The sequence below is a fragment of the Microvirga sp. GN3 genome, from assembly GCF_055792825.1.
In genome coordinates, this window is record NZ_JBVVAK010000194.1 from 1 (window position 1) to 12,333 (window position 12,333).

Annotated in this window: 15 protein-coding genes; 4 read left to right on the forward strand and 11 right to left on the reverse strand. The window is 62.4% G+C overall.

What is annotated here, in order from left to right; all coding sequences use genetic code 11:
* Positions 1 to 422 precede the first annotated feature (422 nt).
* Positions 423 to 1,721, reverse strand: coding sequence for a multidrug effflux MFS transporter (locus ACS5Q1_RS41970; RefSeq protein WP_473103793.1), 1,299 nt, complete (start codon positions 1,719 to 1,721; stop codon positions 423 to 425).
* Positions 1,718 to 2,179 carry a MarR family winged helix-turn-helix transcriptional regulator gene (locus tag ACS5Q1_RS41975; protein ID WP_473103794.1) on the reverse strand — a complete coding sequence of 154 codons (462 nt, stop codon included), beginning with the start codon at positions 2,177 to 2,179 and terminating at the stop codon, positions 1,718 to 1,720. Before ACS5Q1_RS41975 ends, ACS5Q1_RS41970 begins: the two co-directional genes overlap by 4 nt.
* A gap of 309 nt (positions 2,180 to 2,488) precedes the next feature.
* Between ACS5Q1_RS41975 and ACS5Q1_RS41980 the strand changes: the two genes are divergently transcribed.
* The 4 genes from ACS5Q1_RS41980 to ACS5Q1_RS41995 all read left to right on the forward strand — a co-directional run bounded on the left by ACS5Q1_RS41980 (position 2,489) and on the right by ACS5Q1_RS41995 (position 4,824).
* The gene (locus ACS5Q1_RS41980) at positions 2,489 to 2,704 is read left to right on the forward strand and encodes a KGG domain-containing protein (RefSeq protein WP_473103795.1); all 216 of its coding nucleotides are present in this window, start codon (positions 2,489 to 2,491) and stop codon (positions 2,702 to 2,704) included.
* A 276-nt stretch (positions 2,705 to 2,980) separates the two neighbouring features.
* Entirely contained in the window at positions 2,981 to 3,136 is a 156-nt protein-coding gene (locus ACS5Q1_RS41985; protein ID WP_473103796.1) for a DUF1127 domain-containing protein, read from the forward strand.
* An 858-nt stretch (positions 3,137 to 3,994) separates the two neighbouring features.
* Positions 3,995 to 4,489 carry a c-type cytochrome gene (locus ACS5Q1_RS41990; protein ID WP_473103797.1) on the forward strand — a complete coding sequence of 165 codons (495 nt, stop codon included), beginning with the start codon at positions 3,995 to 3,997 and terminating at the stop codon, positions 4,487 to 4,489.
* A 68-nt stretch (positions 4,490 to 4,557) separates the two neighbouring features.
* Complete coding sequence (locus ACS5Q1_RS41995) at positions 4,558 to 4,824, forward strand: hypothetical protein (protein ID WP_203447802.1); 267 nt, start codon at positions 4,558 to 4,560, stop codon at positions 4,822 to 4,824.
* Between the two features lie 44 nt (positions 4,825 to 4,868).
* Here the strand turns inward: ACS5Q1_RS41995 and ACS5Q1_RS42000 are convergent, their stop codons facing one another.
* The 9 genes from ACS5Q1_RS42000 to ACS5Q1_RS42040 form a co-directional block, all read right to left on the reverse strand.
* The gene (locus ACS5Q1_RS42000) at positions 4,869 to 5,087 is read right to left on the reverse strand and encodes a dodecin (protein WP_203447803.1); all 219 of its coding nucleotides are present in this window, start codon (positions 5,085 to 5,087) and stop codon (positions 4,869 to 4,871) included.
* A 94-nt stretch (positions 5,088 to 5,181) separates the two neighbouring features.
* The gene (locus ACS5Q1_RS42005; protein ID WP_473103798.1) at positions 5,182 to 5,967 is read right to left on the reverse strand and encodes a Crp/Fnr family transcriptional regulator; all 786 of its coding nucleotides are present in this window, start codon (positions 5,965 to 5,967) and stop codon (positions 5,182 to 5,184) included.
* A 541-nt stretch (positions 5,968 to 6,508) separates the two neighbouring features.
* Positions 6,509 to 7,528, reverse strand: coding sequence for a DMT family transporter (locus tag ACS5Q1_RS42010; protein ID WP_473103799.1), 1,020 nt, complete (start codon positions 7,526 to 7,528; stop codon positions 6,509 to 6,511).
* A gap of 461 nt (positions 7,529 to 7,989) precedes the next feature.
* Complete coding sequence (locus ACS5Q1_RS42015; protein ID WP_473103800.1) at positions 7,990 to 9,198, reverse strand: DUF3422 domain-containing protein; 1,209 nt, start codon at positions 9,196 to 9,198, stop codon at positions 7,990 to 7,992.
* Between the two features lie 353 nt (positions 9,199 to 9,551).
* Positions 9,552 to 9,689 carry a hypothetical protein gene (locus tag ACS5Q1_RS42020; RefSeq protein WP_473103801.1) on the reverse strand — a complete coding sequence of 46 codons (138 nt, stop codon included), beginning with the start codon at positions 9,687 to 9,689 and terminating at the stop codon, positions 9,552 to 9,554.
* Positions 9,686 to 10,324, reverse strand: a complete 639-nt coding sequence (locus tag ACS5Q1_RS42025; protein WP_473103802.1) for a hypothetical protein — start codon at positions 10,322 to 10,324, stop codon at positions 9,686 to 9,688. The genes ACS5Q1_RS42020 and ACS5Q1_RS42025 overlap by 4 nt, the downstream gene beginning before the upstream one ends.
* Positions 10,321 to 11,256, reverse strand: coding sequence for a pantoate--beta-alanine ligase (gene panC, locus ACS5Q1_RS42030; RefSeq protein WP_473103803.1), 936 nt, complete (start codon positions 11,254 to 11,256; stop codon positions 10,321 to 10,323). The genes ACS5Q1_RS42025 and panC overlap by 4 nt, the downstream gene beginning before the upstream one ends.
* Before the next feature lie 9 nt (positions 11,257 to 11,265).
* Positions 11,266 to 12,144 (reverse strand): 3-methyl-2-oxobutanoate hydroxymethyltransferase, encoded by an 879-nt coding sequence (panB, locus tag ACS5Q1_RS42035; RefSeq protein WP_473103804.1) that lies wholly within the window; start codon positions 12,142 to 12,144, stop codon positions 11,266 to 11,268.
* A 68-nt stretch (positions 12,145 to 12,212) separates the two neighbouring features.
* Positions 12,213 to 12,333, reverse strand: a 121-nt coding sequence (locus ACS5Q1_RS42040; RefSeq protein ID WP_473103805.1) for an NAD(P)(+) transhydrogenase (Re/Si-specific) subunit beta, incomplete at its 5' end; no start/stop codon positions are given.

Sequence of the window (12,333 nt, forward strand, 5' to 3'; positions counted from 1 at the left end):
TCCGGCTTGGAGGCAGGGCGACGCCGCGCCATTTGGCAGCATTCGCAGAGCGCATGATCAGGCTGTTGCTGCATGCCGCGCCGCTGGCCTTGCGCCACCGCGCTATCGCACGGTCTATGTGTTGTGGCATCGTGGCGTACCACCGGCGGACGTCATTGCAGCGTTGCGAGGCGAACGTCAAAATTCGACGGCTTAACAAACGGGCGGCTCGTGCCGTTCCCGAGACCGCTCGCGAGGGGCATGTTCCATGGCTACAACGGGATCATGCATTAGGCTCGCTCTCGAATGATGCCCAGATGACTAAGTTCTGACCCAGGAGCCCGATGCCGTGCTCCCCGCATTAGCGATGGTACACCGTCGTCCCGTGCACACCCCCAAAGCCAGAACTCCAGAGGACAGGTATTATCCGTCAGACGCTTGCATCACCGCCTGCCCCGGTGCACCACCCTTTCGATCTCCTCGCCGCCAGCGCCCACGGCTCCCGCCGGATCGACCGCCGTTTCCAGTTCCTCCGCGGCGACAGCGAACAAGCGGCTTTTGCGCTTTGAGGCGAGAGCAAAGTGCGCCAGCAGCGCGAGCAGAGCCATGCTGGGCATCACCGTCGCAAGTGCCGTCAAGGGATCACTGAAGAGCAGGGCCGCAACGGCAGTTCCAGAGAGCCCAACGCCAATCTGCAGAAAACCGGCCAGAGCCGAGGCCGCACCGGCGACCTTCGGAAAGCCTGCCAGGGCTGCCGTGGTGGCGCCCGGGATCACCAATGCGCTGCCGAATGCCCAGATCAGAACTGGGCCCATGGCCGTATACACGGAGAGCGGCAGAAGGCGCAGGCCAAGGCCAAACCCCAAGGCGGAAATAGCAATGAGCATCAGCCCGACCGGGACCAGGCGCATCACCTCAACCCGACGCAGCAGCCGACCGGTGACTGCCGCTCCCAGAGCATACGAGCCGGTCTGCATCAGCATCACCAGACCGAATTGGGTTGGTGTCAGTCCGATCTTCTCCATCAGGACGAAGGGGAGGATGACCGCCATCGTGTAGAACGCGCCGACCGCGCATCCGAGGACGAGACTCCCGCGCATGAAGCCTCTGTCCATCAGGAGCATCACGTAATTCCGCAGGACCTGGCCCGGATAGGCCTGTGTGGGATCAGGGGCAGAGTTCGTTTCGACACACCACAAGCCCATCACCAGCACGGCGACAATGCCGTAGACCACCATGACGAGAAAGATCGAATGCCAGCCGAGGGTGCTTAGGAGCACGCCACCGATGGTCGGCGAGACCGCGGGTCCCACCGCCAGCATCAAGCCAATCAGGTTCATGATGCGCGCCGAGCTCTGACCGGTGAATTGGTCGCGCACGATCGCTCGCGAGATCGCCACGCCCGCGGCGACGCCAATGCCCTGCAGGGCTCGCCCGATCAGGAGCCAGATGATCGAGGGCGAAAAGACGGCGATGCCACTGCCCACGACATAGATGGAGAAGAATCCGAGCGCGACCGGACGCCGGCCAAAGGCATCAGAGAGGGGCCCGCAGACAAGCTGGGCAAAGGCGAAGCCAAACAGATAGACCGACAACGACATCTTGATTGCAGCCGGCGTGGTGTGAAGCACCTCGACGAGCGTGGGCATCGCCGGTGTGTAAAGCGCCATGCTGACAGAGCCGAGGGCCACGATGAGCGCCCCGATCACAGCGGTACGGGTCTCGGACATGAGGGGCTTCATTCCTGCCCCCTCCCCGGCTCGCTGCCAGCAAGGTTCGCCCGCATGCGCTTCAGCAGGGTGCAGAGCCTCTCAACCTCTTCGGGACAGAAGTCCTGCAGAGCCTCTTCCTGGACTTTCCTCGTGATCCTACGAACTTGCTCGAGAGTAGGCTGTGCGTCAGGGGCAAGCTGCACGATTTTGGCGCGCCGATCCGTGGGATCTGGCTCCCGCGCGACCAGGCCTCGACTTTCCAATTTGTCGAGAAAGGTGACGAGCGTCATGGGCTCGACATTCATCTGAGCCGCGAGTGTGGTCTGGCGTGAGGCTGGATAGAGGGCAACATAGGCCAAGGTACGGGCCTCGCCGGCCGTCAGCCCCAGACCGGCTCCCTCGAGGGCCCGATCGATCTGGATGCGCAAAAGCCGTGCCCCGTCCACCAGCAGGAGGCCGATCGTCTCTTCAGCGTGTTTAGTAAGCATCCCTTATTATTGGAGAGCCTTACTAAATTGAGAAGGCTGCCAGCGCACAATCCTGACCTGCGCCACCCTTATGGTTGAAATGCGCTCGGGTCGGCGAGCCGCGCCCTTGATGTCGTATCCGATGCGGCTGTGGCGCCTCATCAAGATCCCGTTTGATGAACCTGGCATCACGCAGAAGGAGGAGCGCAAGCCAAAGCCTGTGCAGTGACACCACATCGGCCACGTCCAAGTCAGGAAGCAGAGACCGCGAACTTCCACCCGGGCCATCCGTTCTGAACCTAGGGCGTAGGGCTTGTCTGGAGAACGATCATGGGCGCGGATGAGAGTTTACCGAAGCGTGGCTTTGCCTCGATGAGTGCGGAAAGGCGACGGGAAATCGCAAGCAAAGGCGGGAAGAGCGTTCCGGCGGATAAGCGCGCCTTTTCTCTGAACTCGGCCCTGGCTTCCGAGGCTGGCCGTAAGGGAGGGCATAACTCCCCTGGCCGAGCGAAGGCCCAGCAAGGCCAAGACGACCGGTCAGGCTGATGGGGTGCAACCTTGCATTGGGGTTGCTTTAACCTGCCTCATGCCCTGGTCTCCATCGTCCAAGCTGCCGGCGACTTCCTGAGCCATGGCAACGCCAATTGCTGTGGGTACTGATATGCTTCCACGGCAGCTCATTAGGGGATAGATGGCTCAGTCATGCGCTTTGAGCATGGCTCATCTACAGGATTTACCCTTCTATTGTGCGCCGCACAGGCATATCCGCTGCATTGCAAGGCAGGCACGCAGGCCGTCGCTGAACAGATTCAGGAGCTCTCCATGTTCGTTTCTTATATTCTCGCTAAGGTTCAGGCCTACTTCCGCTATCGTGAGACCGTGCGTGAGTTGTCGCTGCTCTCCGATCGCGAGCTCACCGATCTCGGCATCGCACGTTTCCAGATCGACAGCGTTGCTCGCCGGAGCACTGCTGCCTGATACCAGCTGCACTGCAGCACCCGCCCTCGCCCGCCTCTTCAGCGGGCGTTTGCGTTTTATGAGCTCCCGCGGCCCCACCGGTTCAAAGATCAGCTGAAGAATTGCGGGCGCTGAGCCGCATGGCCGCCAAGGTGAATTTCTACCTGCCGCTTTCCCGTGGGGGCAACTACGGGCCAAGGGCCGCGTCGTGATCTCTTATCGGGATTGGCGCGGCCTTTTTTGTCGTCAGAGAAGCAGCGCCTTCGGTCTGGAAAGGAAGAGAACCCGACCAAGTCCAATGATGAGAGGGATCGCGGTTCCTGGGCTTGGCCGAGAGTACGGTCGGGCAACCGGTCAGCCAAGGTGCGCCTCTCCCTGTGAATTCGCGATGAACACAACTGTCCCTCACCCGCTGCCCTCTTTGTCGCACCTCGCTTGAGCTCATGCTGCAACGCACCATTTCGCGATGCACTAAGGGTTGTCGGCTAGAGGAAGTGGTGCGTTGCTCAAACAACTAATTGAAGCCTGCTTCCCTGGGTGCAGGTGCTGTGGACATTGGCTTGATCGCGACTGCCGTTTCAGCCGCAGTGACGGTCGTTCTCATCTGCAGCGAGTTACCTTAGCGAACAAGTTGACCGGCAATCGCGCGGTCGGTGCGATTGAGCGAAGATTTTTTCCGCACCTGCCCGTGGACGGCCCCAGCCAAAACAGCGGTGAACCCGTCCCTCGTTCAACCTAGTCGCCCTTGTCACCGCTCGGGTGAGGGTTTTGACGAGCAGTCAAAGGGAACTGCTCAGGACGTTCTAAGCCTTCTGCGCACTTCACTCCCATGTGGCCTCTGGCACTTTAGCTGGGTTCAACCTCAGTCAGAGAAGCTCCATGAGATCAATCATCTGGGCCGCTTTGGCAGCCGGTAGCCTCCTCATCTCCGTTCCACCAGCCTTCGCCCAGAGCCAAACGCAGCGCGGCGAGTACCTGGTGACCATCATGGATTGCACCGGCTGCCATACGCCGGGCACCTTCCTCGGCAAGCCCGACATGCAGCGTCCTCTGGCGGGATCGGAGGTCGGCTTCCAGATCCCGGGCCTCGGCATCTTCTACCCGCCTAACCTGACCCCTGATCCCGAGACAGGGCTCGGTCAATGGAGCGAGGCCGACATCATCACGGCGGTGCGGACCGGTGTCAGACCCGACGGTCGGCAGCTGGTGCCGATCATGCCGTATCATTCCTACGGCAAGCTTACGGATGGGGATGCCAAAGCTCTGGCAGGCTATCTCAAGAGCCTGAAGCCGGTCAGGAACCAGGTGCCCGGTCCGGTCGGGGCCAACGAGAAGCCCTCAGCGCCTTACCTGACCGTTGTCATGCCCCAGTAGCCGCTTGGAGCAGAGCACCCAAAATCCAAAAGCCGGCAGTCCCCGGAAAGGCGCAGGAGACATCAGATATGCTTGAGGCAGAACTGCAGCGGCTGCGCGCCGACAACACCGTGATCGCGGCACTGCTGACCGAGTTGGAGACGCACCTCGCACTGCCGCTCCCACCGGAGCCGCCGTTTCAGGTCATGGCGGATGTGACGGCCCTGCAGGATCAGGTTTATGCCATGGCCCGCATGGTGGGAAACATGAAGCGGATGATCCGTGACAGGATCCTGCAACAGACGCTCGCAGCCGACTTTGCTCCGCAAGAAGAAAAGATCGAAGCCCTAGGGTAGCTCTATAGTGGCTTGGGACAGAGCGGGTCCGTGACCTCTCTTCCCTATGGATATTCCCCCTCCAGCGTGAAGCCGGCCTTGAGCACGCCCTGGTAATGCTGAACCTCGCCGTTCTCCACGTGCCCGCGTGTTTGCACCACCTCAAACCAGCGCAGGTTGCGCAGGGTCTGGTCGGCACGCTTGATCGCCGTTTGGATTACATCCTCGATGCTGTTCGTCGACGATCCCACCAGTTCAACGACTTTGTAGACGTGGTCGGACATCGTAGGCTCCCCTCCCCTGTTCAAGCTCACAGCTAGGGCGGACACCCCTGCCTGCGAGGCGTCCCAGCTCTCAACGGTCGGCGAGGCAGGCCGATCAGGAGCATCGACGCGGCTGGCGCAATTCCATGGTCGAGATGTTCCCATAGGTGTGAGGGAGCAGCCGCTCGAAGCTGCGCCGCACCGTGCCGTAGCACTCGCAGGACGCTCTCTCCAGGCCGGCCCGATCGATCACGGTGATCACGCCCCGGCCCTGCCGGATCAGTCCCGCCTCCTGAAGCGCCCGCGTGATGCTGCTCACCGTGGAGCGCTGTACGCCCAGCATGTCGGCCAGGAACTCATGCGTGAGCGGCACGGTGTCCCGGTCGAGCCGGTCGTGCAGGCTCAGGATCCAGCGACAGCAGCGCTCCTCGACGCTGTGGACCGCATTGCAGGCCACGTTCTGTAGCACCCGGGCCATCATCGCTTCGGTAAAATGCAGTACCAGCTGGCGCACCTTCGGGCGGGTGCTGATGACCTCGTGCAGGCACTCCAGCTCGATCCGCGAGGCGGTACCGTCAGCTTGTACGATGGAGCGCCCGAAGGACTGGCGGGCGGTCATGGCGCTGACGAGGCCCAGGCCCCCTTCCCGGCCATAGACCGCCATCTCGGCCGAGCGACCGTCCTTCAGCACAGCCACCAGCGACACCACCGTGTCATGGGGAAAGATGGCATGGCGCAGGGGATCGCCGGCCTCGTACAGCACCTGATCCTGCTGCAGGCTGACCGCGTGCAGGTGCGGCTCAAGCGCCGCATAGTCATCAGGCTCCAGCGCCGCCAGGAGGCGGTTGGCCCGGTGATTGATGCGTGGAGCTGGAGCAATGGCCAAGATATGAGATTTCATGCTCCAAGCTAAGCAGCGGATGGTCCTGAAGAAAAGCTAGAAATCACACGGGAGTGAGCAAAGCCATCGCCCGATGGGCTGCTCCGATCCCTCCGACAGGGGCATTGCCACGACCATGGTATGCCCTCCGATGTTCGAGCGACGTTGAACAGCCGTCACTTGGTGGTTTTGGCGACCGGCGCAATCTAGCTTCCGAGACAAACCCATCACAGCCACCAGCTCTGTGGCTGAAGATTGGGTTGTGCTGCCTTCAGCTGAGATATCCCATTCAAGCACACCAAATGTTTACTCTGGCGGCTCAGGATGCTTTCACCGGGCCTGACGCGAACCATGTCAATCCGGTGCGGAGCTCTACCCTCCGCTCAAAGCCCTGGTTGAGGTTTCAGACAGCCCTTAGCCAGGGCGTTTTTCTTTCAGGCCTGATCTAGCCGATCGTGCACCACGCTGCCACGCACCATCCGTGCCGCTTGACCCTTCAATCCATCAGCCGGCCCATCTCAGCTGCGTCGCGACAGCTCTCGGACGGGATCTCGTCAGCAACTTAGGAGTGACGGATCCCGGCGGCAGCCAGCCTCGCCTCCCGGGCCCTGATGCGCTCGCGGTGGGCCGTGTAGAGGCCACTCGCCGCGATGACGAGACCGCCGACGAGGGTCATGGCTCCCGGCACGGTGCCGAAGACGGCAAAGCCGAGCAACCCGGCGAACAGGAGCTGGACGTAGGAGAACGGGGCGATGGTGGACGCCGCGGCCTTGCGGTAGGCCAGGATGACGAGCCAATGGCCTATGGTCGAGCAGGTGCCCATCAGGACAGCCAGGCCGAACTCGCCAGCGTTGGGTGTGCGCCAGTGGAACGGCACGAAGGCTGTCAGGGCGATCAGTCCGATTACCGCCGACCACGCCAGAGTCGCCTCGGGCCGTTCAGAGCTCATCAGGCGGGTGGCGATGGCGGCCACGGCCCAGGCGAGCGCCGCACCGATCGGCAGCAGTGCGGCCAGCTGGAAGGCCGACCCGCCGGGCTGAACGACCAGCATGACGCCAAGAAAGCCCACCGCCGCCGCAGCCCAGCGCCGGATGCCCACCTTCTCTCCAAGAAGCGGGATCGAGAGGGCGGTGATGAAGATCGGCGAGATGAAGTTGATCGCTGTAGCCTCGGCCACAGCGAGGTGGCCCAGCCCGAGGATGAAGAGGACGGCTGAGCCGGCCACGGCCAGCGCCCGGATGATCTGAAGGCGGGCGCGCGGCGTGTGCATCGCCCCAGCGCCGCGCGCGGCGAAGACTACCGGAATGACTACCAGGCAGAAAATGAGGTAGCGCAGCCAGGTGACTTCGATCGCAGGCAGCGTGTCCGTCAGGACCTTCGCGGCAACATCGCCCATGGCGAAGAACACGGTCGATAGAAGGGCCAAGCCGATGGCGGCCAAGGTCGCGTCCTTGGCAGGAGCGGCACTCCTCGCGCCTTGTCTCGTGGGGACGGCCTCAGTGCTGGATGGACAGTCGGCGATGGCGGAGGGAGGTGGGCTCATGGGTGCTGGGAGGATCTCGGCGAGAGCATGGGGCTTCACGCGCTCTGTAGACCCAGACGATTGACCCGAACTGCTGAATCTTGCGTGAATTCAAATCCTGTCCTCGTGCGGGGCACCCCCGCGCCGGGCGCATGGAATTCACGCCGCAGATGCGGCGAGTCTGTGATCACTTCGAATTGCATGCAGGCTCGAACGATCTCAAGGCCGCTGGAGATGCGCCTGGTTGATCGTCCGCTACCTGAAATCCGACAGGCGGATCAGGTCGGACTGTCACTCCACAATCAGGTGCGGCGCACCACCAAGCTTTGCCCGAATTTGCTTTTCATCCCATGCTCCCTGTTCACCTCAGCCCCGTAACCAGCGGACTTGGCAGGCGCTCGCCTGACCGATGGCAGGAGTCGCGACGGAACACCTCGGACCACGTGAATTGCGACTCCCGATCGCTAAACACGTGCGTTGGAGTTGGTGGCTTGCAGCAGGTCTTTCGGAGCCGACGGCCCTTAGCCCTCGGAACTCAGCGCATGTTTCACCCGCAGCACGGCAACGGCTACGGCAAATATTACAATTGGAACGGAGATCAGCATGAACATCGGGTCAAGATGGTATCCAACGTGCTCTGCGGTCTCGAAAGCGACTTTCAGCAAACTCAGCAGATAGTAGCTGATTGCAATAATTGAAAAGCCCTCGACGGCCCGCTGAATTTTCACCTGCGTCGCCGCGCGGTCAGCCATGACCTGGATCTGGACGGCGTTCTGATACTCGATCTCGACCTGGATACGAGTCTGCAGGAGATCGATCAGGTGCGTGGTGGCATGGGAGAGCCGCTCCAGGCGGAGGGCCGTGGCCTCACACGTTCGGACCGCCGGTTTGAAGCGCCGAGCAACAAAGACGCCATAGCGCTGAAAGCCGGCGACATGGGTTTCGCGGAGCTCCGCAGTGCGTTCCTCAACGATCTTGGCATAGGCAGCCGTTGCGGCAAACCGATTGCGCGTTTCCGCCGTGGCAGAAATGATGTGGGCCGAGAGCACTGAGATCTCCTCAAGGAGCCGCTTGTGCTCATTCGCGGGGGTCGTCAGGTTTCGATTGCTGAGATCGACAAGCTTTGTGTCGTAATGCCCAAGGAGAGGCGCCAGTCTCCGGGCTTCCGACAAGCCAAGCAGAGCCATCGAACGGTATGTCTCGATCTCACATATGCGCCGCACCATCCGTCCAAGGCGATAGGAGTTCAGATCTTTGTTGAACAGCACGAGCCGGCTCACGTGGTCATGCCGGACCCGGAAGTCGGAGCCAATCTGGGCGGAACCTCCGCCGATCGAGGACGCAGCGCTATCGCCAAAGTCGAGTTTCTTGAGGACTGGGCCCAATTCGGAAGGTGCCGGCCCCAAAACCAGGATCGCAATGCGGCACACGACCTTTGACGGACCAACGCCGGCAAGGCCCGCAAACTCCTCCGTGGCAAGATCAGAGACCGGCCACGTATCGCCATTTCCCGTCACCGGTGTCACTCGGGTGACTGTGACGAACTCCGTATGGCTCTCAACCTGTATGCTCACCGACTGGCTCTCTCGTGAGTCGGCATTGGACGTGATTGAGCGTCCGTGCTGAGGCACCGATGAAAAGGGCATCAGTGCGATCTGCTCAACAAGGGCAGGGCCGTTGAAATAGATGGAAGGACGCGCGTGCAGTTCAGCATTGAAATCCAATGTCATCGATCGTCGCCTTACGTTCCTGATTTGATCCGGGCTCGCAGTGTTCTTCGTGGCATGTCATCGGCTCAAGATGGCGGTCGGGATGCGATCGCACGTGATCCCGATGAAGGGCGCTCCGACATTAAAGGATGATCGTGGCGCTCCTGCATGCGCCGCGTCAGTCGGAGTTCGACTGACCGCAAATCTGCGCTCAACCTGGCTCCCGCGCACGTCATGTGATGATCTCGCTCCAATGAATGAGGTTATCGCCGAGAGAGGCTCGCGGCAGAAGATCATCATTCGTCGCTTCACCTCCTCTCCCTAGTGCGGCGGACAATCAGCTTTTGCGCCTCCGCGAGCAGGATGGTCGGCCGCTATCCGTGACGGGCCACGAAGGACACCCAGCCGGTTTGCGTCGGTCCAAACCGGATCCGGTGATCCAGGAACTGCACCTCCTCGAGCGAGCCAGGGTCATAGACGGCTTGAGACGCCAGGTCGGGTTCAGCCGTCATCGCTCAAACCTCACATTTCGCATCACTGACCTCTCAGACCTCCCAGCGAGAGCCCGGGGCCAAGGCGATGGCGCGGACCCACACGAGACCAGTTCGGAGAAATAGCGCTCCTTCACGCGCGCCAACGCCGTCCCGGACCTGCTGAGGATCACGGCGACATGCTCCAGGATGATCTCAGGGCGCGGCGGCTGGGCGGGGCCGATGGGCCGCTCTGGATCCTCAGCCGGGTCATCAGCGCATGGCCCGGCGCGTGACATGAGCGTGCGGCGAAACGGACGCAGCGGCGCAATGACGGTCCCAAACGGGATTCCTGTCTGGTTCAGGACCTCGTTCATGTCCGTGGTCAGGCGGTGGGGCACAAACCAGTTCTCTGCTGCTGCGAGTGGGAGCGAGCCACGCATCAGCCGAACTTGCCGATAGTGAACGGTTTCGTGAGCGGCGAGGCCTAAAGCGGCTCGGACCTCATCCGGCACGGCGGACAGCGTGAGCTGCCGCTGGCGCTCGACGGTAATCGGTCCCTGCGACAGGCCATGCTCCTCGCACCAGGCCAGGAGGGTTTCCGTCGCCGTGGCGCCGGCTATCAGCCGGGTGCTGAGATCTTGAATGAGGTGATCGAGGCGCGCTGCTGCCGTCATGACCGTCGCGGACCCTCCGTGCCGGCCATAGCCTGCCGATTGATTGCATGCGAGACCAACTCCAGCTCGTGATCGGACAGCGCTGTAGTCGGAGGGGTCAGGAGCACATTGTCGATCAAGCGGGTCGTGCCAACATAGGCGGCGACACACAGCGCGGCGGGCTGCTCGATGCTCCCTTGAATGGCTTCCAGGGTGCCGGCATCCCGCAGCTCGAGGTATTGCAGCTGGTCGACCTCGGTGATGTGAGCCCGTGCGATCGCGATCAGGCGCTGGCTGTCGCGCTCGCCCTCCCCGTATGCCGCCTGGGTGGCCAACAGGCCCTGGCTGAGGCAGCGGGCGCGCTTGCGATCGGCAGGGTTCAGGTAGCTGTTGCGGCTGCTGAGCGCCAGCCCATCTGGCTCGCGCACGGTCGGCACCGTGACGATCTCGACGGGCAGGTTCAGATCCCGCACCATCTGCCGGATCACGGCACATTGCTGGAAGTCTTTCTGGCCGAAGAAGGCCACATCCGGCTGCACGATGTTGAACAGCTTCGTCACCACGGTGGCCACGCCGCGGAAGTGTCCGGGCCGGACAGCACCGCACAGCGGTTCGGCCACGGGTCCGGGCTCGACCATGGTCTGGAAGCCGGGTGGATAGAGCTCGCCCGCATCCGGCACGAAGATCAGGCTCACGCCGGCCGTGCGGCAGAGCTCGTGATCGGCTTCCAGGGCACGGGGATAGCGGTCGAGATCCTCGTTCGGTCCGAACTGGGTCGGGTTGACGAAGATGCTCACCACAGTGATGTCGCAGCGGGCGACACTCTCGTCGATGAGTGCCCGATGGCCCGCGTGCAGGAAGCCCATAGTCGGCACGAAGCCGACCCGCAGACCCGAGGCGCGGTAGCCGCGCAGGCACTGGGACAGGGACTTGATCGTGCGGAATGTGAGCATCGGCGGACCTCAGGAGCTGGTGGAGGGGTGTGGTGCCCAAGTGGAAACCGCAGCCTGGGCATCGGCCGGCAGGGCGTAGGCTTCGGCAGCAGACGGAAAAGCACCGCAGCGCACGTCCTCAGCCCAGTGTGTGAGCGCCTGCTGCAGCAGTGTGAGGCCATCGACGTAGGTGCGCACGAACTTCGGCCGGTGCCCCTGTGTCAGCCCGAGCACATCGTGCAGGACCAGCACCTGACCCGAGCAGTGTGGGCCCGCCCCGATCCCGATGGTCGGAATGCTGAGGGTTTGGGTGATCCGCGCTGCGAGCTCGGACGGGATCCCTTCGAGCACGAGGGCAAAGCAGCCGGCCTCCTGCAGTTGGTGCGCGTCCTCCAGGATCCGGATGGCGTCGTGAGCTCCCCTGCCCTGCACCTTGAAGCCGCCCATGGCGTGCACGCTCTGTGGCGTCAGGCCGAGATGGCCCATGACCGGGATCTCGCCATCCACCAGGGCTCGAACAACGTCCGCGCGCTTGGCACCGCCCTCCAGTTTCACGGCAGCGGCCCCGCGTTGGAGAAAGCCGCCAGCGTTGCGCAGGGTGTCCTCAAGGCTGAGGTGATAGCTGAGATAAGGCATGTCGGCGACGACGAGGGCTCGTGGCCTGGTGCGCGTGACCGCCTCAAGATGATGGTTCATCATCGCCATGCTCACGGGGAGCGTGTTGTCGAAGCCGAGACAGACATTGCCGACGCTGTCGCCGACCAGAAGCATATCAACCATAGGATCCGCCAGGCGGGCCGTGACCGCATCATAGGCAGTTGTCATCACGAGCCGCTGGTTGTCCCTTACGCGCTGCTGCAGCAACGGGATGGTGATCGGCGGCCGATCCGTTGAAGGATGATGGCTCATGGCAGTTCTCTCATCCCGTTTGTTGCAAGAAGCCGAAGTGTCCGGTCGACTGATCGAGATCAGCGGCCTCAGATCGCCTGGACGAGCTGATCGATGCTGGCTTTGGCATCGCCGTAGAACATGCGGGTGTTGTGCTTGTAGAACAGCGGGTTCTCGATGCCGGAATAGCCGGTGCCCTGGCCGCGCTTC

Excerpts from the sequence above, each read along its gene's own strand:
- ACS5Q1_RS41970 (WP_473103793.1), bottom strand. The coding sequence starts at position 1,721 with ATGAAGCCCCTCATGTCCGAGACCCGTACCGCTGTGATCGGGGCGCTC.
- ACS5Q1_RS41975 (WP_473103794.1), bottom strand. The coding sequence starts at position 2,179 with ATGCTTACTAAACACGCTGAAGAGACGATCGGCCTCCTGCTGGTGGAC.
- ACS5Q1_RS41980 (WP_473103795.1), top strand. The coding sequence starts at position 2,489 with ATGGGCGCGGATGAGAGTTTACCGAAGCGTGGCTTTGCCTCGATGAGT.
- ACS5Q1_RS41985 (WP_473103796.1), top strand. The coding sequence starts at position 2,981 with ATGTTCGTTTCTTATATTCTCGCTAAGGTTCAGGCCTACTTCCGCTAT.
- ACS5Q1_RS41990 (WP_473103797.1), top strand. The coding sequence starts at position 3,995 with ATGAGATCAATCATCTGGGCCGCTTTGGCAGCCGGTAGCCTCCTCATC.
- ACS5Q1_RS41995 (WP_203447802.1), top strand. The coding sequence starts at position 4,558 with ATGCTTGAGGCAGAACTGCAGCGGCTGCGCGCCGACAACACCGTGATC.
- ACS5Q1_RS42000 (WP_203447803.1), bottom strand. The coding sequence starts at position 5,087 with ATGTCCGACCACGTCTACAAAGTCGTTGAACTGGTGGGATCGTCGACG.
- ACS5Q1_RS42005 (WP_473103798.1), bottom strand. The coding sequence starts at position 5,967 with ATGAAATCTCATATCTTGGCCATTGCTCCAGCTCCACGCATCAATCAC.
- ACS5Q1_RS42015 (WP_473103800.1), bottom strand. The coding sequence starts at position 9,198 with ATGACATTGGATTTCAATGCTGAACTGCACGCGCGTCCTTCCATCTAT.
- ACS5Q1_RS42020 (WP_473103801.1), bottom strand. The coding sequence starts at position 9,689 with ATGACGGCTGAACCCGACCTGGCGTCTCAAGCCGTCTATGACCCTGGC.
- ACS5Q1_RS42025 (WP_473103802.1), bottom strand. The coding sequence starts at position 10,324 with ATGACGGCAGCAGCGCGCCTCGATCACCTCATTCAAGATCTCAGCACC.
- panC (WP_473103803.1), bottom strand. The coding sequence starts at position 11,256 with ATGCTCACATTCCGCACGATCAAGTCCCTGTCCCAGTGCCTGCGCGGC.
- panB (WP_473103804.1), bottom strand. The coding sequence starts at position 12,144 with ATGAGCCATCATCCTTCAACGGATCGGCCGCCGATCACCATCCCGTTG.